Genomic DNA, 23,233 nt, shown 5'->3' on the forward strand with positions numbered 1-23,233 from the left:
CCGTCGCCCATCCTTCGCTACATCCTCACTATGACGACGCACATGAACAACCACATGACGGGGTCCCATGCGGCCCTCACGTCACTGAGAGATCAGCCCACCGTGACGGCATCATCCTCAGCCAGCCTGGCGGTCAACAGCCAGCAAACCCGTCGCGTTCCTGCTCGCCGATCTGGGAGTGACCAAGAGCCACAGCCGCCCCCACGTACCCAACGACAACCCGTTCTCGGAGTCCCAGTTCAAAACGCTGAAGTACCGGCCCGAATTCCCGAAAACATTCACCAGCATCGAACAGGCACGTGCCCATTGCGAGGAGTTCTTCACCTGGTACAACCTCGACCACCGCCATTCTGGGATCGGCTGGCACACCCCCGCCAGCGTCCACTACGGCACCGCCGAACAGATCCGCCAACAGCGCGCCCTGACCCTGGACGCGGCCTACCAGCAGCACCCAGAACGCTTCATCCGCAAGCCACCCCAACCGCCCCAGATCAGCCCAACCATCTGGATCAACCAACCCGAACAGGAGGCAAGCACAAATCCCTGAAACTCACCACGAAATCTGTCTCACCGAGGTTGACATCTTCCGTGCGCGCGTCCTAGTTTCTGACGCCAGAGCCGCGTCGGGAGTTCCCGGCACTGGCCGGCGCGGCCGGGAGTTCAGGCGTCACGGGCAGGGCGGCGGAGTCTTAGTCGTGTAGTGGAACCGCAGCATCTTCGGCTCGTACGTCGACTCGAAGATCAGGTCCGTCCAGGTTGGCTCGCCTGGTCCCCCAATCTCCGCTCCGTAGACTGCCTTTCCCTTGGCGTAGGGGCTCGGCCATCCCGGAGGCGGCCCACCATTCCCAAACGGCGACGTCTCCCAGGTGTACCCATCGAACTGGAGGAACTGGATCCCGCACTTCGTAGACAACTTCACCCGGGGACCTATGACCAGTGGTATCGGCATCTTGCTAGGCCACACGTCAGGAGTCGGCCAAACCTCAGATGGGAAAGGCTCCTGGGAAGAAGGTTCCGGCGCCGGAGAAGAACACGCCCCGACAACACCTACCAGCACGACCGCTACCACCATCGCGAGCCCACGGCGATTCCGGCCACTGCCCATGATCACTCCCCTTACCAGGACGCAGCTGATCGGGGCCGACTCGGCCGCAGTGCTGCGCGCGTCCTGGTTTCTGACGCCAGAGCCGCGTCGGAAGTTCCCGGCACCGGCCGCCAACCGTGCCCAGGCGTCACGGGCAGGGAGGCGGAGTCTTAGTCGTGAAGTGGAACCGCAGCATGTTCGGCTCGTACTTCGAGTTGAATCGCAGCACGTCCCCCGGCTTCGGATCATTCATGATGTCCAACCTGAGGGCGTTCCCTTCTAGGAACTTGACGTATCCCTTGGCGTAGGGGCTCGGCCATCCCGGAGGCGGCCGACCATCACCGAACGGCGACGTCTCCCAGGTGTACCCATCGAACTGAAGGAACTGAACCCCGCACTTCGTCGACAACTTCACCTCGTCACCGACTATCGGCTCCTCGTAGTAGTTACCCTTCGGCCAAACGTCAGGAGTCGGCCAAACCTCAGACGGCGATGGCTCCGGGGACGGGGTATCCGGCGGGGGCGAGGAACACGCCGCCAAGGCCCCCACCAGGACCACTCCAACCACTAACGCCAACCCGCGCCGACTCCGGCCACTGCCCATGATCACTCCCCTCTACCGCTTGACAAGAGTCACCTTGAAATCCGACAAAGCCTTCTTGATCGGAGCGAAGTAGACCCTGCTCGAACACAAGTTGCCCGGGATCGCGACCGACCCAGACGGACACGCGTAGAAGTCTCTCCCCCCAGAAATGGTGCCTCTGACCTGTCTCTTGTCCTCCTGCTTCTTCTTCCCCGGACCCATGAACACCGGGCCACCGCTATCGCCTTCCGCGACTGCGATGCCGCTGCTGGCCACAGCCTTGACCCAAGGGCAGAACGGAATCTTCCCCTTGCTCGCGGCACACGTCTTGGTCTTCGTCACCTTCAACTTGCAGTGAACGCCAGAATTCGCGCCACTGGTGCACACATAGTCGCCGACCTGACTATCGCCCGCACTGCCAACGACCTTGTACTTGGACTTCGGCGCGTTCCAGTCCCCGGTGTAGATCAGCGCGGTGACCTTGCCCGTTGCCCCAACCAGCGCCGTGTCGTGCTTGGGCAACACATCCCACACCTCCCCGAACTTGGAGCCCTTCTTCGGGGGGTTGTTTCCATCCATGGCGTAGTACTTGCCGCCCTTGACCTCCCCGCAATGCTCGGCGGTGATGAACACGTTTCTCCCGCCCTTGTCCTTGCCCGCGACACCGCTGGAGCACAACCTGCCTAACGGCGTCAGCAGCGCCGCACCGGAACGCCACGGCTGATCGGGCTTCCAACGCGGACCCTGGGCTAGAGTCACCCGCTCACCTTTGGTCACCGTGACTGGCACACCAACCGCCTTGGAGAACACCCCCCGGGTCGACTTCAGACCATCTTGATCCGCCCCGGAAACCGCGACAACTTCCGCGTCCAACCCGCTGCCGGTCTGGCTCGGTGACGACTCCACCAGCGACCACCCAGTCGACCGCCGCAACTTCCCGCGCCGCTCCCACAACTTGCCGGTCGCGACATCCAACTCCGCCTGCGTGTACGCGGCGGACGTGACAGTCACCGAAACACCCTTCGGAGGCCTAGCCAGCTTCCGGGCCACCCGTCGGCCCGGCTCGCCTTTCCACGCGAAAGTCACCGAACCCACATCGGGGTCTAGCCACACTCCACCGAACCCCTCAGGGCCTTTGAAATCCAAGGAGTACGCCGGTCCCAGGATCCTGGCAATCCACGCGTCCATGCGCGCTTGTCGCAACATCACGCGGCGGTACTTACCTCCCTGCGGCTCACCTGAGCTGCTGACACCAACGCCAGCGGTCTGAGCCCGCGACGGAACAACACCCGCGCCATCAGCGGCCACACCACCCGAGGTCACAGCGCCGCCAGGGTCCCCGGCCGTGGCTACGACCTCGCCCCCCCCCAACGCCAGTACGACCAGCGCACCAGCCACGACAGCCGACTTGCCCTTACTGAAGCGGGTTCCCCCGAAAGTAACCATGCCGCGACCCTACGTCAGCACCCAGATGCCGTCAACCCCCGCGCGAGCCGGTGGATTCGGGCTAGAGGTTGTCGATCGCGCGGCAGATGTTCGCCTCCATCTGCCGAAGGCGGTCATTCTCCTCGTGTCGGCCACCGACTGACGCCACTACTACTCGCCGACCCGTGGCGCACCGGGCCCCACCGTTCGCGAGCGCTGCGCGAAGTTCTCCGACTGTTCGCGCCAGGCAAGCTGGCAGGCCCGCCGCGTCGGCGACGGCGACCAGGTCAAGGCCGTGCGGCGTGCCGAAGACTCGTTCAAAGTCCCGCGCGAACTCCGGTTCGCCCTGTTCCAGCTGTGAGAACAAGCCGCCGCCGTTGTTGTCAATCACGACGTAAGTCAGGTCCGGCTCCGGCTCGCCCTCAGGCCACACCAGCCCGTTGTGATCATGGAGGAACGACAGATCTCCCATGACCGCGACGCTTGAGTCCCCACCAAGTAGCTGGTGAGCCAGCGCAGCTCCCGCACCACTGCTCACGACCCCGTCGATGCCGTTGACTCCACGGTTGGCCATGACGACGCCTGGGACGGACACCCAGTCCGCTTCCAGGAACCTGATCGGCCACGAGGGTCCGATGAACAACAGCCCGTCGGGCGCGACTGACCGGCGCGCCTCTGCTGCCGCCACAGGTCCTGTCAGATCCGCCTCAGGCTCGTCCGGTCGGCTCGACTCCACGACCCCGGCGATGACGCAGTCAGCGGCGAGCCACTCGGCGAGCCACTCATCCGCCGCCGGGCGCCCCGGTTCGCGGGGGGGCGCCGCCGGGAGTCCCGGCAGCACGACAGACGCTGATCGTGCGGGATCGGGGGGATCGCACAGCGGATTCAGGTTGACCGCCCAGTGGTCACGAGCACCCGACACGACCCCCAATACCGAGCGGGTCAAACCGAACCGCCCCACCGTGATGGCCAGATCAGGTGTGTGCGTGCCAGCGAAACCCGTCGCGGCCAGAACCAGGGGCCCATGCCTAAGCACGTTGGGATGATCAAGAGGCCCAGCGGTGGGCTCGGCGATGACCGGCCAGCCCAAGGCAGCCGCTAGGTCCACGACCTGCCGACGAAGGGATGCCTGAGCGGGCGGCAGGTCGCCTACGATAAGTAGCCCGCGCTCTGGAGGCACCCCTGGCCAGGGCGCCGCCGTCGCTGTTTCCCCCACATCAGCGGCCCCGGCGGTGGAATCGAACTCCGGAACCGAGCCAACGAGCGGCGGGCGGAAGGCGGCGTTGACGTGAACCGGGCCCGGCCAGGACCTTGCCTCTGCCACGCCCCGAGTGGCCGCTGCCTTCCACGCGTCGGATTCGGTTGCGTCCCCTGACTCAGGTGCGGGCAGATCAACCGACCAGCGCACCGCCGAACCGAAGATCCCGACCTGATCGACTGTCTGCGGAGCTCCGCAACCGCGAGCTTCAGCGGGCCTGTCCGCAGTCACCAAGACGAGCTGGGCTGGCGAGTAGCTGGCCTCGAGGACCGATGGAAGCAGATTCCCCACCGCCGTGCCCGATGTGCATACGACCGCCACCGGCTCACCTGACCGCCGGGACAATCCGACAGCCAGGAACCCGGCGGAACGCTCGTCAATCCTCACGTGCAACCGCAGGTGTTGCCGCCGCTCCCGCTCGGCGAGCACAAGCGCCACGGGCGCCGACCGGCTGCCTGGCGACAGCACGAAGTCGCTCACCCCCTGGCGGACCAGCTCGTCGACGAACGCGGCGGCGCACGCCAGGGCTGGCGAAGTCACAGCGCTTCGCCGACCAGCTTCGCGATGCCGGGTTCGACGAGCGGCCATGCGGCGATCATCCGCTCAAGCCACGCCACTTCGGCCTGCTCACCGGCCTGGGCGAGCAGCAACGCGCGGGCTTCCGCGAGAACCTCATCCTCAACGGTCGGCCTCTCGACACGCAGGCCACCGTTTCTTGGCAGCGTCGTGTTCACTACGAGATCGTCAGCCAGTAGCTCGCCTGTGCCCAGACCGCAGTCGTAGGCCAGGTCGGGCAAAGCGGCGGCAGCCGCGACTCCGCATGCCAGACCAATCGAGGTATCCATAGCGCCGCTTATCACGACGGGGACACCGACCGATTCAGCGATCCGCAGCGTCCGGGCGACTCCGCCCAGAGCGGGAGCCTTCAGGATGGCGATGTCCGCAAACCGGGCCAGGTCAGTGACCATTCCGTCGCGGCGGACCAACTCGTCAGCAGCGACCGGCACGTCCAACCGGCCCCGCAGCCAGCTCAGCTCCGCCGCCGTGCGGCAGGGCTGTTCCACGTACTCAAGTCCGTACTCAGCCAGGACCCTTATGCGCTCGATGGCGGTGTCGACGTCCCAGCACCCGTTGGCGTCCACGCGGATCCGTCCGACCCCGGCGCCCAGGTCATCGTCGAGAACCCCACGGACTGCGGCCACGCGAGCTTCATCCGCCGCTGACCCCTCCTCGGGCGAAGCGACTTTGATCTTGATCGTGCGACACCCAGCCTCCCGGATCGCTCGGCGCGTCAGTTCAGCGGCGGCGTCGGGACCGACCGCCGGCACAATCGCGTTCACGGGAACGAAGTTCCTGACGGCCGCGGGCCACTCACCGTAAGCGGCTTCAAGCGCCGAACCCAGCCACAGGGCGTCCGCGCGCTGGTCGTAGTCCGCGAACGGCGAGAACTCACCGGCGCCGCCCGGGCCTCGCAGCACAACACCATCGCGGAATTCCAGGCCACGGAACCGGGTCCGCAACCGCACGCGGAAAGCGACCGCGTTGGCGAGCACACCAGCCAGGCCCCGACGGTGATTCACGGCCGTTTGGGGAACTGTTTGAAGTTGGGCTGCCTCTGTTGCTGGAAGGCGTTTCGACCCTCCTGGGCTTCCTCGCTCATGTAGAACAGAAGCGTCGCATCGCCAGCGAGTTGCTGAACACCAGCCAGCCCATCATCAGCGGCGTTGTGCGACGCCTTCAGCATCCGCAGTGCGAGCGGAGACAAGGAGAGCATCTCCTGGCACCAGGCCACGGTCTCCTTCTCCAAGTCGCGCAAAGGGACGACCGCATTGACCAAGCCCCAATCCAACGCCTGCTCCGCGCCGTACTGACGGCAGAGGAACCAGACCTCCCTGGAACGCTTCTGGCCGATCTGCCTCGCCAGCAAACCCGACCCGTACCCGCCGTCGAATGACCCGACCTTCGGACCCGTCTGCCCAAAACGAGCGTTGTCAGCCGCGATGCTCAGGTCGCACACGATGTGCAGCACGTGCCCGCCACCCACCGCGTATCCGGCGACCATGGCCACTACCGGCTTCGGGGTCCGCCGGATCTGCACCTGAAGGTCAAGAACATTCAGCCTGCCGATTCCCTTCCGGCCCACTTCATCATCGCCGAGGTACCCGTCGCTACCCCTCAGATCCTGATCACCCCCGGAGCAGAAGGCCCAGTCCCCCTGACCCGTGAGGATGATGACCCCGACCTCGTCGTCGTCGCGAGCCAGGTTGAAGGCGTCAGACAACTCGAAGAGTGTCTTGGGCCGGAACGCGTTGCGGCGATCGGGCCGGTTGATCGTGATCTTCGCCATTCCGTCAGCGGTCTCGTACCGAATGTCGCTGAATTCGCCAGCCGCGAGCCAATCCGCTCCAGGTTCGACACTGGAATGCCCTGGGTCATCCGCCGCGGGGCTGTCGGGGGTGACCACGGGAGGCAGGGTGTAGCGATTCCGCGATTCCATGGCCGTCCCTCCATGTGGGCCGCACGGGCCGCGGTTCGCCAGCGGCCCGAGATGTTCCTAGGCTAGTAGCGATGAGCAGACGCGCGCTAAGCCGCATCCTCGTGCCTCCCGGGCCGCCCGGAGTGGGGCTTGTGGCGGGCGCCCTGTCGCGGGCTTTGTCCGGTGGTCAGCCATTCGCACCCATCCCTCTGGCTTCGCAGACAACGCCTGCCGCGCATGCGGCTGCCATGTCCGCGGCTGTGGAAGCCAGCGCGCCCCTGAAACGCGACGACATCGCTATCGTGCTGGCCACGAGCGGGTCCACAGGAGAGCCCCGGGGCGTGGTGCTCACCTCCTCAGCTCTGACTGCTTCCGCACAGCTTGGGTCCGCCGCCATGGGGCCCCCAGGTGTGTGGCTGACCGCGATGCCCGTTACAGGAATCGGCGGGCTGCTCACGGTGGCCAGGGCGCTGCTGGCTGGAGGCGAGCCCATGGCCTGGCCAGGTGTCGGTGGTGCGGAGCCGTTCACCGCCAAGTCGTTCACTTCAACTGCGCGGAGCGTCTTGGACCGAGCGCGAGCTGATGGGTTACCCGCCTACGTGTCCCTTGTGCCCACTCAAGTGACCCGCCTGCTCGGCGATCCCGCTGCCCTGGACGCGCTGGCGGGTTTCGGCCGGGTCATCGTTGGAGGGGCCCGCTTGGCGCGGCACTCAAGGGCCGCGGCGACTGCGGCCGGGGTGCGGATCGTCGAAACGTACGGCATGACCGAAACCTGCGGCGGAGTCGTCTATGACGGCAAGCCGCTGCCAGGAGTCCTGGTGGATGTCTGCGCCGACACTGGCGTGGTCCGACTTGGAGGACCAACAATCGCCGTCGGCTACCGCCTGCGCCCGGATCTGGACCGCCGCCGATTCGCGAACGGATGGTTCATCACGTCCGACCTCGGGCGCTGGGACGGCGAGACGCTGACGGTGCTGGGACGTTGCGACGATGTGATCAAAGTGGGGGGAGTCAAGGTCTCTTTGCCGGCGGTGACCGAAGCCGTGCGCTCGGATTCCCGGGTCATCGACGCGCTCACCGTCGCCGCCCAGGACCCCGAATGGGGCGCTGTCCCGACTACGTATGTCGTTCCAGATGACGCTTCAGCGACCCGACCAGGCGTTCTGGCCGACGCTCTCACGGTCGAACTGATAGGAATCGTGACTTCCAGATTGGGCCGCGCTTCCGCGCCCAGGCGGATTGAATTCGTAGCTGAACTCCCGCACCTTCCGAGCGGCAAGGCGGGGATCCTCCCCCACCCCGCTGGGGGCACCCTCCCCCACTTCGTGGGGGGACCCCCAACGAAGTGGGGGAGGGGGCACCCAGGCCCGCCAGCGGACAGTCAAACCTGATGGCGACTGCCCGCCAGTGGATCGCCGGTGCCAGACCGCGCACACTGCCCGCCGCGATCGCACCCGTCGCTGTTGGAACCGGTGTCGCCGCGCACGAGCACGCGTTCTCCGCTCCTAGAGCGATCCTGGCCCTAGCAGTCGCGCTGGCACTACAGGTCGGCGTCAACTTCGCCAACGACTACAGCGACGGGGTACGCGGCACGGACGCGGTACGCGTCGGCCCGGTGAGACTGGTTGGCCAGCGACTGGCACCACCGGGCGCTGTCCTCGCGGCCGCAGTCGCGTCGTTCGGGCTCGCCGGGATCGCGGGCCTGGCGCTAATCGCGTTGTCCGGGGCCTGGTGGCTCCTCGCGGTGGGAGCGGCCGCGATCGCGTCCGCGTGGTTCTACACCGGTGGCCGCCGCCCGTACGGGTATGCCGGCCTCGGGGAGGCTTTCGTCTTTGCCTTCTTCGGCGTAGTCGCTGTCATGGGCACCGCGTACACGCAAACCGGGACGCTCACCACGCTGGCGCTCATCGCCTCGATCCCACCCGGGCTTTGGGCTTGCGCGATCCTGCTGGCTAACAACCTGCGGGACATCCCGGGAGACCGCGAAGTCGGCAAGATGACTCTGGCCGTGAAGCTCGGCGATCGGAGGACCCGGCATGTGTATGTCGCCGTGATGGGGCTTGGTTTCGTCGCGATCGCAGCCCTCGCCATCTTCTCCCTCCCGGCGCTCATCGGGCTGCTGGCCGTGCCCTTGGCTGTCAAGCCAGTGTCCGTTGTCGCTTCCAGTGCCTCTGGGCCAGCTCTGATCCCAGTGCTCGGCGGCACGGGCGCGGTCCTGCTGGCGGGCGGGCTGCTCGTGGCCGTCGGCCTCGGCGTCTGACACGATCGACTACGAACCGCGCCTGCCAGAGGCTGGGGAAGCGTATGGAGTCCGGGCACGTCAACTCCCGTATGGGCCCAGAAACCGCTCACCGTTGAAGTGAATCAAGTGACTCAGGTTGTCAGCGCACCAAACCTCAGTTTCCCAAGCGATGTCGGCAAGGTACTTCCGCATCTCGCGGCGGGAGGGGAAGCAGGAAACGAACACCAGCCCAGCGGACGAACTCCCGAATAGATTGCTTAGTTCGCCGTGCCGCTTGGCATCGACAGGTCCATGCGACGAGGCGGCCTCCAGCAGGACCATCCAGTTCCTGTCTGGATAGTGCACCACCAGGTCCGGCATCTTGCCATGGCTGTCAACTGTGACCCCGAGCGCCGCCAGCCGGTCCACGTCAAACACAGCCCACTTCGCATCAGCGTCTCCGATGTACAGCACCACGCCGCCGGGGGTGAAGCGTTCACAGAACTCCTCCACCATCTTCTTCAACAGGATGTTCTGCCCCCCAGGACTCAGCTGGATCGCTTCACCGCTGGGCAGTGTGACCGGTATTCGGTTCATCTGACGTGCCACTGCGTACTGCTGAACGAGGCCGGGCCGGAGAGCGAGGTAGTGCTCGAACATGCCATCCGGCCTCCCCGTGCCAAACCTGCGCGCCAGTTCTAGCGCCGTGGGATGGATTCGGTAGCACCATTTCGGCGAGTTGACTGGGCGTGTCGGTTCATCCGGGTTCTGCTCAACCAGCAGCGTGTCGGCGAACTGGTGCAGCGTCTGGCGCCTGATCGTTTCCCGGGTGTTCGGCTTGTACCGATGCCCGAGTTTCCGGTCAATCCAGTCAATGATCTCGACAGTGCGCAGCGGCGGGTTGGCTGCCTGGGGCCACGGCTTGCCGGGTTCGAGCTGGAGCAGCGCCAGGAGGATTCGCGCAGAACGTTCGTTCTGGCGTTCCGCGTCGAGGCCGACCCTGCGGAGGAACTCCTGGGCTTCGGCAATGCGCGTGGCGATCCCGTGATCGTCTCTCATGCCGCTGATCCGATCACAATTCAAAGTGGCCAGCGACGATTTCGTCCAAGGTGTCCTGGTCCGGCAAGCGAGGGTCGAAGCGCGCTCCCAGCGCCCGCATCTCATCGTCGCTCGGGAATCGGAGTGTCCGCAGGTCCGTCGCGTTGACCTGAGTGTGACCCGAGAACGTGCGGAAGAAGCGGTCGACGAGCGTCGAATTCAGCCAGTACGACAGACCGATTGCGAGGAAGCGATCCAAGCCAGCCCCGCTGCGGTGGAACACGTTCAGGTGGTTCTCGAACGCGACCGTCTTTGCCGCGTGTCCGGTCGGATCCCACACTCCAGCGACAATTCTCCGCCGCTCCTCCTTCGCGGAGAACCGTTTCGCGAGGACGTAGTAGCCGTTGGGCATCACGCGCTTCGCCGCTCGGACCTCGTCGGACACGTCTAAGGCTTGCGGCTTACGGATCTCCCGGGGCCACTCAACGATCCCGCCCCGAATGTTGCCCGGGTACACGAGGGGCACCGTAGCTTCGTCCATCTCGTTCCGCAGGAGGTCCCGGACGCGGAAATCGACAACCCGGCCCGTGGAAACACTGAGCCCGATGCCGGAGAGCGTGCATGGGATGAGCGCCATCGAGTCCGCGGCCTCCTGATCCTTGTCATTGGCGAAGACGCGGACGAACTTGTGCGGGTCACCGGGTCTGACAACCTCGTTGTACGGGACGGTACGCACAACTGCCACGTCATGATGCCCCGCGCTGATCGCGATGGTGACGTGTGAGCGCTTGCCGACACGAGTGCCCGAGAACACGATGTTCTCCTGGAGCACGCCCGTGTCAGCGAACACCGTCGACCGCGACTGGAATGTGTGAATCGCATCCAGTGCAAGCCGGTCCAGCAGGAACCGACGAAAGCTGCCGAAGTAAGGTCCGTTGGCGAAAGAGCGCGGCGTGATCGCCGCGAGTTGCCCACCGTCCCGCAGCACTTCAACGCCGACCGCGAGGAAGGCGGCATACAGATTCGGGCAGTCGGCGCCGATCGCGGCGACAGCGAGCCGGTGCGAGGAACGCGCCCCGAGTTTCAGGTATGGGGGATTCATGATGACCAAGTCGAACGGCCGCGAAAGCAGGGGTTCACTGGCGAGCAACCCGGTAGCGAGGTCTATGAAATCGCCCTCAATCACTGACGCATCCAGACTCATGCCGCTTGACCTGGCAGCGTCCTTGCAGTCCTCAAACGTGTCGCGCAGGTACCCAGCGACAGTGGGATCTGTTTCGACACCAACAACCTCAACGTCGAGTTGGGGCGACTCGCTCAGGATTCGGGCAACGATCGCAGCCGTCAGCGAGCCCGACCCAGCCCCAGGGTCGAGAATCCGAAGTTGGCCTTCGCGTGGCAGCCGGGGAATCGCGGCAATCAGCGAAGCCGCGCGCCCGGGGGTGAAGAACTGGCCGAGTGCTGACCGAGACTTGTCGTCAAGCCTGGATGCCGCCCCGACTCGGCGAGCCTCTGCGTGGGCGAGCAGCTGCCGCGGTATCACGAGGAATAGCGTAGGCCGTCCCCTCAAGTCGTCGGCGCATTTCCACAGGCCCCTAAGAGGTGCCGTCGGCCTCAGCGTCTGAGGCCCCGGCTCAACCCTTGGATCACGTTCCCGGTCACTTAGGATCGAACTGTGCGGGCACTGGCTAGTGGGCCAACGAGGGGAGGACTCCAATGCGATCGCCGGACTCCCCCCGCCTGGTTCCCGTCCTGCTGTACCACCACGTAGTGGCGGGCCGACCCGACGAGCCCTGGGCGATCGGCTCGAACGAACTGCGCCGACATCTCCAGATGCTGGCCGCCACAGGAGCGGCTACATTCACCGCCAGCGACTACGCCGACCACTGCCGATCGGCGACATTGCCCGAGAAACCCCTGGCGATGGTCACATTCGATGACGCCCACGCCGGTGTGGTGGACCTCGCGCTTCCGATTCTCCAGGAGCTCGGGCTGCGGGCCACGTTCTTCGTCGCCACTGGATTCCTTGGCAAGCCGGGCAACATCTCTGCCAGCGCCCTGCGAGGGCTCGCCGGGACCGATCTGGAGATCGGCTCCCACAGCATCAGCCATCCGCAGCTAGATGTGATCAGCGAGCACGATGCCTGGATCGAGATAGCGCGTAGCCTCGACGCGCTGCAGGACATCACAGGTAGCGCGGTTACCTCCTTCTCATACCCGCACGGCTATCACGGACCTGTCGCGCGCCGACTCGTCGAGCGTGCTGGCTACGAGACCGCCCACGCCGTGAAGAACTCGTTCAGCTATGTAGGCGACGACCTGTTGGCGGTGGCCCGGCTCACAGTGCTCGCCGATACTCCCACCGCTGTCGTTGGCGAATGGATCAACCGCCGCGGCGCCCCGATCGCGCGTCGTTCCGAAGCAGCGCGGACGCGGCTGTGGCGCCACTACCGGCGAGCACGCATGCGCCTCGGGCCTGGCCTGGGGCAACCGGCGGTCGCTTCGACGGAGGCCGCCGACGATGCTGACGGTTGACCTCGACTCCCTGCCCGAAACGGTCGAAGCCGGGGCTTTCGTCCTCATCCGCGACGTCGGCCGTCCTGTCTGCTTGCTGCGGGTCGCTCGACCGGTGACCGGTTCACAGCTGCTGGACGTCGCACGAGATGACGCTGCCCAATCGCCAGGCGTAACAGTGCTTCAACGGGCCAAGCCACGCGCTCGTCCCGCTGGGGAGATCCTCACTCCGGGCGACGCGAAATCGGCCAGGCCCACTCTGTCAATCGTCATTCCCAGCGCCCGTGGAGGAAGCTCGGCAGCTCGGCTGATCGCATCGTTGGCTGGAGAGCGTGACTGGATAGATCAGATCTTGGTGATTCCCAACGGTTGCGACCCGGTGCGAACCCGAGACGTAGTCGCCGAAGCGATTGCCAGCAACTGGGGCAGCGTGGATTCCATCGATTGGGACGTAATCGAGTCACCGGTCGGGCTGTCACGCGCACGCAACACTGGCCTTCGCGCCGCGACCGGCGACCTCACGGCGATGGTCGACGACGACGTCATAGTCCTGCCCGGATGGGGATCCGCGATCGCCGCGGCAGCGACGAATCTCCCGCGGGCGTGGGCCTTCAACGCACTGGTGCTGAGCGACAGCCCCGCCACCGAGGCAGCGAAGTGGTTCGAGCACTCCGGCGGATTCCGCAAGGGCCTGGACTCGCGCATCTTCCTGCCGCGCGACTTCGCCGCCGCGCAGGCGCTGCGGGAGGTGACGGCCATGGGAACCGGCGCTACCTGCGTACTTCGCACCCAGCAGGCCCGCGAACTTGGCGGCTACAGCGAGCGCCTCGGGGCGGGCACGAGCGCCCTTGGTGGCGAAGACCTCAACATGCACCTGAACGTCCTTGACGCGGGTGGGGCTGTCGCGTACGTACCCGCAATCACTGTCTTGCATCCGCCGCCGGACAGCTGGGAGGCGATTCGAAGACAGACCTTCAGGTACGGGGTCGGCCTGTCAGCTCTGGTCACACACCGAGTCGCCACAGGCGGGATCACGATCCGACAACTGCTGAGGTTGTGCCTGGCGGCGATCGTGACTGTGGCTTCGCGCAGTGGCTACGTCCACGAGCACCAGGAACGATTCCCACTGAGACTGCGACTTCTCGAACTTGGCGGATTGGCCACCGGCCCGCTCGCCTACGCTCGCTCATCCCTGGCGCTTCCGAGGCAGGCTTCCGGCGGCGAGGACGCCGAGTCGATGGATCTGCGGCATCGAACCGTACGCAGCGGCTACCTGCTGATCGTGAACACGGTGGCAACAGCACTGCTGGGATTGGGCTACTGGGCCATCGCCGCTCGCGTGATGCCACCGGCCGCGCTCGGAGTTGGCGCGGCGTTGATCGCGTTGATCACAGCTCTGTCCACCGCCGGGCAACTGAACTTCTCCCTGTCATTGCCGGTGCTTCTGCCGCGCGCGGGCAAGCACCGAAGACGTTTGCTACTCAGGTCCTACTGTGCGGCGCTCGCGCTGACCTTGGCTATAGGTGTCGGAGCGCTGGCGATCGCTCCCGGCGCTATGAGTGCGTTGCCGGGTGGAGTGACTGGTGCCGCGCTGTTCCTCGTCGCACTGTGTCTGTGGTCGATCTTCTCGATCGAGGACGGAGCTCTGGTCGCGGCCAACAAGACCTGGGTTGTGCCCGTGGAGAACAGTGCGTTCGGTGTGCTGAAAGTTGCAGCGCTCCTCGGGCTAGCGCTACTGGTTAGCGGCGGCGAAACTGGTCGATCGGAGTCCGCCGGGGCCGCGATCCTGGCAGCGTCGTGGTACCTACCGCTAGCACTGATAATCCCCGTCGTGACCGTGATCCTGCTGCGTACGCTGGCGGCACCCACGCCCCGGGCGGATAGCGCCAAGCTGCGCATCCGCCAGTTCGTCGCGTTCGACTACGTCGGCTCGCTGCTCCTGCAAGCCGGGTCAACCGCGCTTCCATTCATCGTCGCTGTGGCTCTCGACCCGACGGCGGCGGCGTTGTTCGTGGTCGCCTGGACCCTGTCCACGAGCGTGGATGTCCTGACCATGAATCTGTCCTGGCCGATGAGCGTGGCCATCGCTTCCTCTCCGAAGGACGCCGCGGCCACGAGCCGGGCTGTAGCTCTACGGATCTCACTGCTGATCGTCCCCGCGATTGGGGTTGGCATCGTCGGTGCGCCGTGGCTGCTTCAGATCTTCGGCCAGGAGTACGCCGAGGGCAGCGTCGGTATCCTGCGGCTGCTGCTGTTCGCGTCGATACCGCGGGCAGCGGCGACGTTCGCGATGTCGGGCCTGCGGGCGCGGGCCAAAGCCCGAGCGGTCGCGGGCGTTCAGGGCGTGGCCACCATAGTCACGCTCGCCGTCGGCTTGGGTCTGGCTCCAACGCTCGTCATCAACGGGTTCGGAATCGGCTGGCTCATCGCCAACCTATTCGCTGCGGCGCTGGCGCTCGCCGCCCTGCGCGCGGTGACTGGTTCGGAGCGCGCACACAGCTAACTGACAGCGCCGAAGCTTCAATCGCGCGACGCGGCGTTGGCGTGTGTCCACCTCCCGTGGCTACGATGAGTTGTAGAAGATCCTGGAGTCACCATGACGCGAGTAATCCCGGTCCTGATCATCATTGGGCTCGCACTATACGCGTTCTTCGACGTCCAGGGGACTCCCGCTGACAGAGCCCTGCGTTTGCCGAAGTCGCTATGGATGATCATCGCGCTGATTCCGCTGCTCGGGGCGGCTCTGTGGTTCCTGCTGGGACGCCCGGAAAGCGCGGGAAGCGGACCGCCGCCACCCCGGATCATCACGCTGAAGTCAAAGCCCAGGCCGATCGCTCCCGACGACGATCCGACATTCCTGCGCAGGCTCGATGAGCAAACCTGGCGCCAGGCTCAGGATCGCAAGCGCGCCGCTCAGCAACCGTCCGAGCCACCAGAGGCCAGTGACGAGAGCGCCGGAGCTTGATCCGAATAGGACCCTTGCCGCCTAGGCTCCCGCGCCCTTAGACGCGCGAGCCGTGAGGTCAGCGGCTGGCTCGGTGTAGATGATGGCGACCAAGGCGTCTGCCTCGAATTCCAACGAAGTGACAGACGCCAGCGAACATTGGCGGTGTCGCGGGTCGTGGGCGAACCGGCGGTGCTCCGCGTCAAGACGGGCAACCCATATGGGCAGCTGGTGCGAAACGACCAGAGCCTCATGCCCACTCGCTTCAATCCGCGCCCGGTCAATCGCGACACGCATCCTGGCGGCCATGTCCACATACGGCTCGCCCCAAGACGGACGCAACGGATTCCAGAGGTACCTCAGCAGGCGCGGGTGCCTCGCCACCTCTCCGACGCTGACCCGCATCCCCTCGAAGACGTTCTCCCCTTCGATCAAGTCCGGGTCCGTCTTCACCTCCAGACCGCGCACGGCCGCGATCGGTGCGGCAGTCTCTTGCGCCCGTTCAAGCGGCGACGCCTTGACCAGCACGATGTCACGATCCTTGACAGTCGATGCGACGCGCTGAGCCATCCGCTGGCCTAACTCGGACAAGTGGAACCTGGGCAGGCGCCCATAGAGGATGCCCTCGGGATTGTGGACCTCGCCATGACGCAGAAGGTGTACGACCGTCCGCTCGGCCATCGGCGCTCCAATCTCATCCCGGCGTTCGGTCCAACGCCGCAGACCAGGCTACGCGAAGTATGGCGGCGCCGTCTTGCCACGAACACGGGCGGGAGCTGATGAGATCAATCCCAGCGCGCAGCGTGAAGTTGCCGCCCGAGCAACACCACGCCGACCGCAAGCAAGAAACCGCTTGCCAGGGCGAGGTGCCATCTCGTAGGACCGCCTTGGATGTCGTTGAATACGGGGATCAGGACGAAGAGACCCACACCGGTGAAGACAGCGGGAACGGCGGGCCTCCACCCGGCAATCTTCACGGCTACGTATGCGAGCGCACTCGCAACAACAAGGAGGGCGAATCCAATCAAGACCCCCAAGACGGCGATCAGACACACGAAGTCAGTGGCGAGAACGAATAGCACGAACCCGCCGATCACTTCGGGCCCCCACGGGGGTGGCGCAGCCGGCACTTGTTCCGCGTCCGTCATGACACACGTCTGAGTTCACGGCATCCGCGTGCCACGCCTTGGTACTCAGGTTGGGTCATGGCGAACCCCTGGGGGGGCTGCGGCGGCGGCTCGGGCGGCGGCGGGCAACGCGGCCGCGATGCGGTCGATCGCGTTGTCGTCGTGTGCCGCCGATACGAACCAGGCTTCGAAGGCCGACGGCGGCAGGTACACGCCCGCGTCCAACATGGAGTGGAAGAACGCCGAGTAGCGCCACGCCTCTTGCGAGCGGGCCGCGTCATAGTCGCGGACCACCTCGGAGGTGAAGAAAACGCTGAACAGGTTCCCAGCGGCCTGAACTCTATGGGCCACCCCACTTTCTGACAGCGCCGCGGACACTAACCGGGAGACTTGCTCCGCCCTGGAGTCCAGATGTGCGTAGACCTCTTGTGTGCACGCGCTCAGGGTCGCCAGACCGGCCGCCATCGCCACCGGGTTCCCGCTGAGGGTCCCCGCCTGATAGACCGGCCCGGCGGGCGCCACCTGCCGCATCACGTCCGCCCTGCCGCCGAAAGCCGCGGCGGGCAAGCCGCCACCCATGACCTTGCCGAACGTGATCAGATCCGGCACGACGCCATCAACGCCGAACCAGCCCGACGAGGTCACGCGGAACCCGGTCATCACCTCATCGCTTATGAAGAGTGCGCCGTGACGGGCACACAATTCGGCCAAGCCCGCGTTGAAGCCATCGTGAGGAGGAACCACGCCCATGTTCGCGGCGGCGGCCTCGGTGATGACACAGGCGATGTCGTCGCGAGTTTCGAAGGCACGTGCCACAGATCGCAGGTCGTTGTATGGCAAGACGATGGTGTCGCACGCCTGGTGGCTTGTGACTCCGGGACTGTCAGGTAGCCCCAGCGTCGCCACGCCACTACCGGCGGCGGCTAGCAGCGCGTCAACGTGACCGTGATAGCAGCCAGCGAACTTCACTACGGCCGTCCGTCCGGTGAACCCGCGCGCCAACCTGACAGCAGACATTGTCGCCTCGGTCCCGCTGGACACCATCCGAACCATCTGAGCCGGAGCCACCCGACCTGTGATGACTTCCGCGAGGGCGACCTCGTCTGGCGTCGGAGTGCCGAAGGAAAGCCCACGAGCGGCAGCCACCGACACCGCTTCGACTACCGCAGGGTGAGCATGACCCAGGATCGCTGGCCCCCATGCCCCCACTAGGTCCACGTACTCCGCGCCGTCGACGTCGTACAGATAAGGCCCGCGCCCGCGAACCATGAACCGGGGGGTGCCGCCTACCGCCCCGAACGCCCTAACCGGGGAGTTCACTCCACCTGGCGTCACCGCGGCGGCACGGTCGAACAGGGATTTCGAAACGGTCATCCGTCGATTCTGGCAGCAGGCCTGGATCCTGTCGCTGTCAGGTGCTCAGTCGTTCGGCGAGTTCGGTCGCCCAGTACGTGAGAACAGCCGACGCGCCAGCACGTTGGATCCCCAAGACCGTCTCGTGCATCAATGCGTCCCGGTCCAACCAGCCGTTCGCGGCAGCCGCTTCGATGGCCGCGTATTCTCCCGAGACCTGATACGCCCACACCGGCAGGTCGGCGCTCGCCGTGACGTCCGCCAGCACATCCAGGTAACCGAGAGCGGGCTTGACCATCAGGATGTCGGCTCCTTCGGCCGCGTCAAGCCACGCCTCGCGCATTGCCTCGCGCCGGTTGGCCGGGTCCATCTGGTAAGTGCGACGATCTCCGCTGAGCTGCGAAGACACGGCCTCACGGAAGGGGCCGTACCAAGCCGAGGCGTACTTGGCGGTGTAGGCCAAGATCGCGACGTCCGGCCTACCCGCCCCGTCGAGCGCCGCGCGCACTGCGGCGACCTGGCCATCCATCATGCCGCTAAGACCCAGCACTTCAGCCCCGGCCAAGGCTTGCGCGGCCGCGATGTCGGCGTACCTGCGCAGCGTCGCGTCATTGCCGACCGAACCGTCCGCGGAAAGCACTCCGCAGTGACCGTGATCTGTGAACGCGTCCAGGCACGTATCCGCCATGACGACCAGATCATCGCCGGCAGCGTCGACGGCCACCCCGATCGCGCGATTCAGGATTCCGTCCGGGTCGTCCGCGCCAGAGCCCCGTGGATCCAGGTGCGCCGGAACTCCGAAAAGCATCACGCCGCCGACACCGGCATCGGCGGCCCGCCGCACGGCTGCGGCCCCGGACTCAAGGGTGTGCCTTACGACTCCAGGCATGCTCGGAATGGGGTCAGGCTGCTCGATACTCTCGGCCACGAATAGTGGCTGCACCAGCGAAGCCGGGCTAACGCGCACCTCAGCCATCAGTCGGCGTACGGCAGGGGTTGAGCGCAGTCTGCGAGGGCGGTCGCTCGACTCTGGTTGGACGTACATCTGCCGGCTAGGTCGCCTTGCGCCGGGCTGCGGCGCGTCGGCGGCTGGGTCTCCAGGACATCTCCCCGACCTCCGCGGCAGCCAGGCGCAAGGCGTCACCATGCTCCGCGAGGTTGCACACCAGCTGGCTCACGCTGGGGGAATCCGCCAAGACATCCACGGTCAGACCGTGCTCTTCGGCAGCGCGGGCTGTCTGGGGGCCAATGCACGCGATGACTGTGCTCGCGCGCGGTTTACCCGCTATCCCTATCAGGTTCCGCACCGTTGAAGATGACGTGAACAGGACAGCGTCGAAACCACCGGTCTTGATCGCCTCGCGGATGGGAGCGGGAGGCGGCGAGGCCCGCACAGTCCTATAGGCCGTCACATCATCGACTTCCCAGCCGAGTTCGTTCAATCCCGCGACGAGGGTCTCAGTGGCGATGTCCGCGCGGGGCAGGAACACACGGTTGATCGGATCCATCACGTCGTCGTACTCCGGCCATTCCTCCAGCAGGCCAAGGCTTGATTGCTCACCGCTGGGCGTCAAGTCCGGGGTCACGCCGAAAGCGCGCAGAGCGGCGGCGGTCTGCGCGCCAATGGCCGCGACCTTCAGTCCGGCGAACGAACGCGCGTCCAATCCATATGCGGTGAACCTCTCGCACACGGCACGCACAGCATTGGTGGACGTGAACCCGACCCACTCGTAGCGCCCGGTCACCAGTCCTTGGATCGCGCGTTCCATCTGCTGCGGAGTACGCGGAGGCTCGACCGAGATCGTGGGGACCTCGACCGGCACTGCTCCGTACTGCCTCAGCTGTTCAGACAAAGAAGCGGCCTGCTCCTTTGTCCTCGGCACCAGGACCCTCCAGCCGAACAGGGGCTTGGTCTCGAACCACGACATGACCGCGCGCTGTTCCACTACTTCGCCGACGACGACGAGTCCCGGCCCTGACTGCTTGGCGTTCTTCACCGCCGCGGCCACATCAGCCAGCGTGGACACCACCGTGCGCTGATCCACACTCGTGCCAGAACGAGTGATAGCGACCGGCGTTCCAGCATCCCGGCCCGCCGCGATGAGCGAATCCGCGATCGCCACAACGTTGTCGGCGCCGTTATGGATAACCAGGGTCACACGTTGGCGCGCGAGGAGATTCCAGTCCAGGTCAGTGTCATTGGCGTCAACGATCGCGACCTCCCGCGCGCGGCCACCTGTCAAGCCGAAGCCAGCGTATGCGGGGATCCCATTGACCGGACTGACGCCGGGCACAATCTCGAACGGGACGTGTGCCTTGGTCAACGCCTGGACTTCGATCGCCAGCGAACCGTCGAGGACTGGGTCACCGGACAGGAGCCGGGCCACCACGCGGGACTGAGTAGCCAGCGCGGCCACGAGCTTGGCGCGTGCCTGATGGTCGAGCGGCACTGCGTCCTCGTCGACCGGGACCACTACCTCCGCCCCCTCGGCGACCTGGGACCGCGCCAGGGCGGCTACGTCAGGATCGGCCACGATCACGTCGGCCGCAGCCAGCAAGGCGGCCGCCCGAACCGTCAGGAGGTCGGGATCTCCCGGCCCAGCGGCAATGAGCGACACGCAGGTGGCGGACTTCTTCTTCGCGCTTCTCAACGGACACTCTCCCCTAGATAACGGCCGGCCCCGACTGCGAGGAGTTCGCCGGCCACTCGATGACCGAGCGAAACAGCCTCACTGACAGGTCCGGCAGCGGACACACGGACAGGATCAGCGCCCTCGGGATCGAGGACGGCGGCAGTCAAGTTCAGTTCGTTGCCAAGCGCTCGCCCAAGGGCTCCGACCGGGGCGGCACACCCGACGCGAAGCGCGACCAGCACAGCTCGCTCGGCGTCGACCTCGGCGTGGGTCGGAGCGTGATCGAGCTGGGCGACTGCCAGCGCGAGTCCAGCGTCGGCGCGCGCCCTAACCTCAACGGCCAGGGCGCCCTGTGCAGGTGCCGGAAGCATCATGTCGGGTTCAAGGATCTCGGCGATGCGTTCCGACAACCCGAGCCTGTGCAGACCCGCGGCAGCCAGGACGACCGCGTCGAACTCACCGGAATCGAGCTTGGCGAGCCTGGTTCCCACGTTGCCCCTCACAGGCACGGTCCGCAGATCTGGACGCAGGGTCCGGATGGCCGCCGCGCGGCGCGGTGACCCGGTCGCGATCGTCGCCCCCGCTGGTAGCTCCGCCAAAGGGACACCGCCGCGCGTGCAGACCGCGTCCCGCGCGTCAGCGCGTGCCGGGACAGCGGCCAGGTCAAGCCCCGCCGCGGGTGCCGTGGGGAGGTCCTTCAGAGAATGAACCGCCAGGTCCGCTGAACCGTCCAGGATCGCCGCACGAACGTCACTGACGAAAACCCCTGATCCGCCTATCTCATGCAACGCTTCCGTGGACTGATCGCCCTTGGTCACTACTTGGAGTAGCTCGATGCCGATGCCCGACTGTCGGAGCTGATTAGCGACGAAGCGGGCTTGCGCGAGCGCCAAGTCGGAGGAGCGAGTCGCAAGTTTGTAGGTCACTGGACTACCTCCCTGAGGCGCTCGGCCTCGCGGAGGTCGGCAACATCGGCATCAGACGTACCCGGCACCAGAGCGACCTGATCGACGGCGAGGTTGAAGAGGGAATTCAGCGCTTGGGCGTACTGGGCGCTGTCGCGATCAGTCGCCAGCTCCTTGAGCCGAACCGTCGGGGTGTGCAACAAGGTGTTGAACGCGCGCCGGAATCCGAGCTCGATTTCCTCCCATTGGTCCTGCGTGATCTCGGGCAACCGCCCCCGGACCCGCAGCAGTTCTTCATCGACGACCGCTGATCCCCAAGCCCTAAGACCGAGCATGACCGGCTCGAATTTCCGGGCGGCGCGCGTAGCCACGAATTCTGTCAGTTCCTCTGCCACAACGCGCCTGGCGGCCGTCGCGCCATCTGACTCCGCCCCATCGGCGACTGCCAAACCGACGTCAGACAGGTCCAATCGGACGACTCCGGGCAAGTCCGCGATACCGATCTCGGAGTCGTGCGGCATCGCCATGTCGAGCACTACCAGGGGTCGGCCGCCTCTGCCGATCAGCGTCGGCCGGACGATGTCGGTCGTCAACACGACGCCGGTCGCGCCAGTGCAGCACACGACCAGGTCCGCGTCGGTGATCAGTTCTGGAAGCTCACTCAGTCCGGCCACATCTGAGCCACGACCCAAGCCTCGACCCTGTTCCACTGGAGGGGACCCCTCCCCCACGAAGTGGGGGGACCCCTCCCCCACCTCGTGGGGGGACCCCCCAGGTCGTGGGGAACGGTTAGCCACTGTCACTTCGCCGACGCCCAACCGCGAAAGGTGAGCCAGCGTCAGCGACCCCAACGCTCCGGCTCCGATGACAACGACAGCTGCCCCGCCGGGTTGGGCACCGCCCAGTCCGGCCAGCCGCTCGAAGGCCTGCGCCAAACCAACTGACACGATCGACGCCCCGGCGCCGTCGATCGGGGTAGCCGACCTAACGAGCTTGCCAACCCTGAGGGCCGCTTGTCCGACTTCGTTCAGTTCCCGGCCCGCGGTGCCTGAGTCCTGCGCTGCCACGACCGCCGCGCGCACCTGCCCCATGATCTGCTGCTCGCCGACCACCATCGAGTCAAGACCGGCTGCTAGTTCGAACATGTGCTGGATAGTCCGCTCGTGATAGCGGACGTAGCAGTGCGGCATCAGTTCCTCCACCGCCATACCCGCCCCCTTGGCCAACAGGGCAGAGATATCGTTCACTGCCGCGTGGAACCTGTCCGCTTCGGCGTACACCTCAAGCCGGTTGCACGTCGACACGACCATTGACTCAGCGATGTGTTCACTGGCTAGGGCTTCCGACGCCAACCGGACCTGGTCCACTCCCGCGAGTTGATCGAGCACAGCGATCGGCGCTGTCTTGTGACTTGCCCCGACCACCAAGAGAGTCACCGCGCCGTCACCTCCCGCCGCAGACACGTCCGCGGCTCAAACTGCGCCTGTCGCGACCGCGAATCGTTCGGCAACCGTGCTCCCCATGAAGCGGCGCGGCGGCTGCCGCACCGATGCCCGCACCAGGCTGGTTCTACTGGCTCGCCCCTGCGGCAATCCGGGAATATCCCGCCATTGCGCTCGGCGTGCCCTCAGAGTACGAATCAGCGGCCGAATCCACAAAGTCGCGAGGAGTG

20 protein-coding genes and 1 pseudogene are annotated in these 23,233 nt (G+C 65.9%); 6 read left to right on the forward strand and 15 right to left on the reverse strand.

What is annotated here, in order from left to right; genetic code table 11:
- Nucleotides 1-142 precede the first annotated feature (142 nt).
- Nucleotides 143-547: pseudogene (locus tag Q8P38_10405) on the forward strand (integrase core domain-containing protein).
- A 120-nt stretch (nt 548-667) separates the two neighbouring features.
- On the opposite strand, the gene Q8P38_10410 reads toward Q8P38_10405, so the two are convergent.
- From Q8P38_10410 to menB, 6 genes are all read right to left on the reverse strand, one after another.
- Nucleotides 668-1,105 (reverse strand): hypothetical protein, encoded by a 438-nt coding sequence (locus tag Q8P38_10410; protein ID MDP4015014.1) that lies wholly within the window; start codon nt 1,103-1,105, stop codon nt 668-670.
- Between the two features lie 127 nt (nt 1,106-1,232).
- Nucleotides 1,233-1,688, reverse strand: a complete 456-nt coding sequence (locus tag Q8P38_10415) for a hypothetical protein (GenBank protein ID MDP4015015.1) — start codon at nt 1,686-1,688, stop codon at nt 1,233-1,235.
- 12 nt (nt 1,689-1,700) lie between these two features.
- Nucleotides 1,701-3,113: a hypothetical protein gene (locus Q8P38_10420; GenBank protein MDP4015016.1), complete on the reverse strand. Its 1,413-nt coding sequence runs from the start codon at nt 3,111-3,113 to the stop codon at nt 1,701-1,703.
- 61 nt (nt 3,114-3,174) lie between these two features.
- Complete coding sequence (gene menD / locus Q8P38_10425; GenBank protein MDP4015017.1) at nt 3,175-4,938, reverse strand: 2-succinyl-5-enolpyruvyl-6-hydroxy-3-cyclohexene-1-carboxylic-acid synthase; 1,764 nt, start codon at nt 4,936-4,938, stop codon at nt 3,175-3,177.
- Nucleotides 4,887-5,930: an o-succinylbenzoate synthase gene (locus Q8P38_10430; protein ID MDP4015018.1), complete on the reverse strand. Its 1,044-nt coding sequence runs from the start codon at nt 5,928-5,930 to the stop codon at nt 4,887-4,889. The genes menD and Q8P38_10430 overlap by 52 nt, the downstream gene beginning before the upstream one ends.
- Nucleotides 5,927-6,847, reverse strand: coding sequence for a 1,4-dihydroxy-2-naphthoyl-CoA synthase (gene menB / locus Q8P38_10435; GenBank protein ID MDP4015019.1), 921 nt, complete (start codon nt 6,845-6,847; stop codon nt 5,927-5,929). The genes Q8P38_10430 and menB overlap by 4 nt, the downstream gene beginning before the upstream one ends.
- Nucleotides 6,848-6,918: 71 nt before the next feature.
- On the opposite strand from menB, the gene Q8P38_10440 reads away from it, so the two are divergent.
- Together Q8P38_10440 and Q8P38_10445 are read left to right on the forward strand one after the other, a co-directional pair.
- The gene (locus Q8P38_10440; protein ID MDP4015020.1) at nt 6,919-8,217 is read left to right on the forward strand and encodes an AMP-binding protein; all 1,299 of its coding nucleotides are present in this window, start codon (nt 6,919-6,921) and stop codon (nt 8,215-8,217) included.
- The gene (locus Q8P38_10445; protein MDP4015021.1) at nt 8,217-9,086 is read left to right on the forward strand and encodes a 1,4-dihydroxy-2-naphthoate polyprenyltransferase; all 870 of its coding nucleotides are present in this window, start codon (nt 8,217-8,219) and stop codon (nt 9,084-9,086) included. Before Q8P38_10440 ends, Q8P38_10445 begins: the two co-directional genes overlap by 1 nt.
- Nucleotides 9,087-9,146: 60 nt before the next feature.
- On the opposite strand, the gene Q8P38_10450 is transcribed toward Q8P38_10445, so the two are convergent.
- On the reverse strand, nt 9,147-10,106 hold the full coding sequence (locus Q8P38_10450; GenBank protein MDP4015022.1) for a BsuBI/PstI family type II restriction endonuclease: 960 nt from the start codon (nt 10,104-10,106) through the stop codon (nt 9,147-9,149).
- 13 nt (nt 10,107-10,119) lie between these two features.
- Nucleotides 10,120-11,628, reverse strand: coding sequence for an Eco57I restriction-modification methylase domain-containing protein (locus Q8P38_10455; protein MDP4015023.1), 1,509 nt, complete (start codon nt 11,626-11,628; stop codon nt 10,120-10,122).
- 173 nt (nt 11,629-11,801) lie between these two features.
- Here Q8P38_10455 and Q8P38_10460 point away from each other — a divergent pair, with 173 nt between their 5' ends.
- From Q8P38_10460 to Q8P38_10470, 3 genes are all read left to right on the forward strand, one after another.
- Nucleotides 11,802-12,620, forward strand: coding sequence for a polysaccharide deacetylase family protein (locus tag Q8P38_10460; GenBank protein ID MDP4015024.1), 819 nt, complete (start codon nt 11,802-11,804; stop codon nt 12,618-12,620).
- Nucleotides 12,607-15,102: a glycosyltransferase gene (locus Q8P38_10465; GenBank protein MDP4015025.1), complete on the forward strand. Its 2,496-nt coding sequence runs from the start codon at nt 12,607-12,609 to the stop codon at nt 15,100-15,102. The genes Q8P38_10460 and Q8P38_10465 overlap by 14 nt, the downstream gene beginning before the upstream one ends.
- Nucleotides 15,103-15,195: 93 nt before the next feature.
- Entirely contained in the window at nt 15,196-15,564 is a 369-nt protein-coding gene (locus tag Q8P38_10470) for a PLD nuclease N-terminal domain-containing protein (protein MDP4015026.1), read from the forward strand.
- Between the two features lie 21 nt (nt 15,565-15,585).
- Here Q8P38_10470 and Q8P38_10475 read toward each other — a convergent pair whose 3' ends face one another.
- From Q8P38_10475 to Q8P38_10505, 7 genes are all read right to left on the reverse strand, one after another.
- Entirely contained in the window at nt 15,586-16,224 is a 639-nt protein-coding gene (locus Q8P38_10475; GenBank protein ID MDP4015027.1) for a histidine phosphatase family protein, read from the reverse strand.
- A gap of 104 nt (nt 16,225-16,328) precedes the next feature.
- Nucleotides 16,329-16,691: a hypothetical protein gene (locus tag Q8P38_10480; protein MDP4015028.1), complete on the reverse strand. Its 363-nt coding sequence runs from the start codon at nt 16,689-16,691 to the stop codon at nt 16,329-16,331.
- A 45-nt stretch (nt 16,692-16,736) separates the two neighbouring features.
- Nucleotides 16,737-18,044 (reverse strand): glutamate-1-semialdehyde 2,1-aminomutase, encoded by a 1,308-nt coding sequence (gene hemL / locus Q8P38_10485; GenBank protein ID MDP4015029.1) that lies wholly within the window; start codon nt 18,042-18,044, stop codon nt 16,737-16,739.
- A gap of 37 nt (nt 18,045-18,081) precedes the next feature.
- On the reverse strand, nt 18,082-19,068 hold the full coding sequence (hemB, locus tag Q8P38_10490; protein MDP4015030.1) for a porphobilinogen synthase: 987 nt from the start codon (nt 19,066-19,068) through the stop codon (nt 18,082-18,084).
- Nucleotides 19,069-19,075: 7 nt separating this feature from the next.
- The gene (locus Q8P38_10495; protein MDP4015031.1) at nt 19,076-20,674 is read right to left on the reverse strand and encodes a uroporphyrinogen-III synthase; all 1,599 of its coding nucleotides are present in this window, start codon (nt 20,672-20,674) and stop codon (nt 19,076-19,078) included.
- Nucleotides 20,671-21,582, reverse strand: a complete 912-nt coding sequence (gene hemC, locus Q8P38_10500) for a hydroxymethylbilane synthase (GenBank protein MDP4015032.1) — start codon at nt 21,580-21,582, stop codon at nt 20,671-20,673. The genes Q8P38_10495 and hemC overlap by 4 nt, the downstream gene beginning before the upstream one ends.
- Nucleotides 21,579-22,997, reverse strand: a complete 1,419-nt coding sequence (locus Q8P38_10505) for a glutamyl-tRNA reductase (GenBank protein MDP4015033.1) — start codon at nt 22,995-22,997, stop codon at nt 21,579-21,581. The genes hemC and Q8P38_10505 overlap by 4 nt, the downstream gene beginning before the upstream one ends.
- Nucleotides 22,998-23,233: the final 236 nt, after the last annotated feature.

It is taken from the genome of Candidatus Nanopelagicales bacterium (assembly GCA_030700225.1).
Classification (GTDB): Bacteria; Actinomycetota; Actinomycetes; order S36-B12.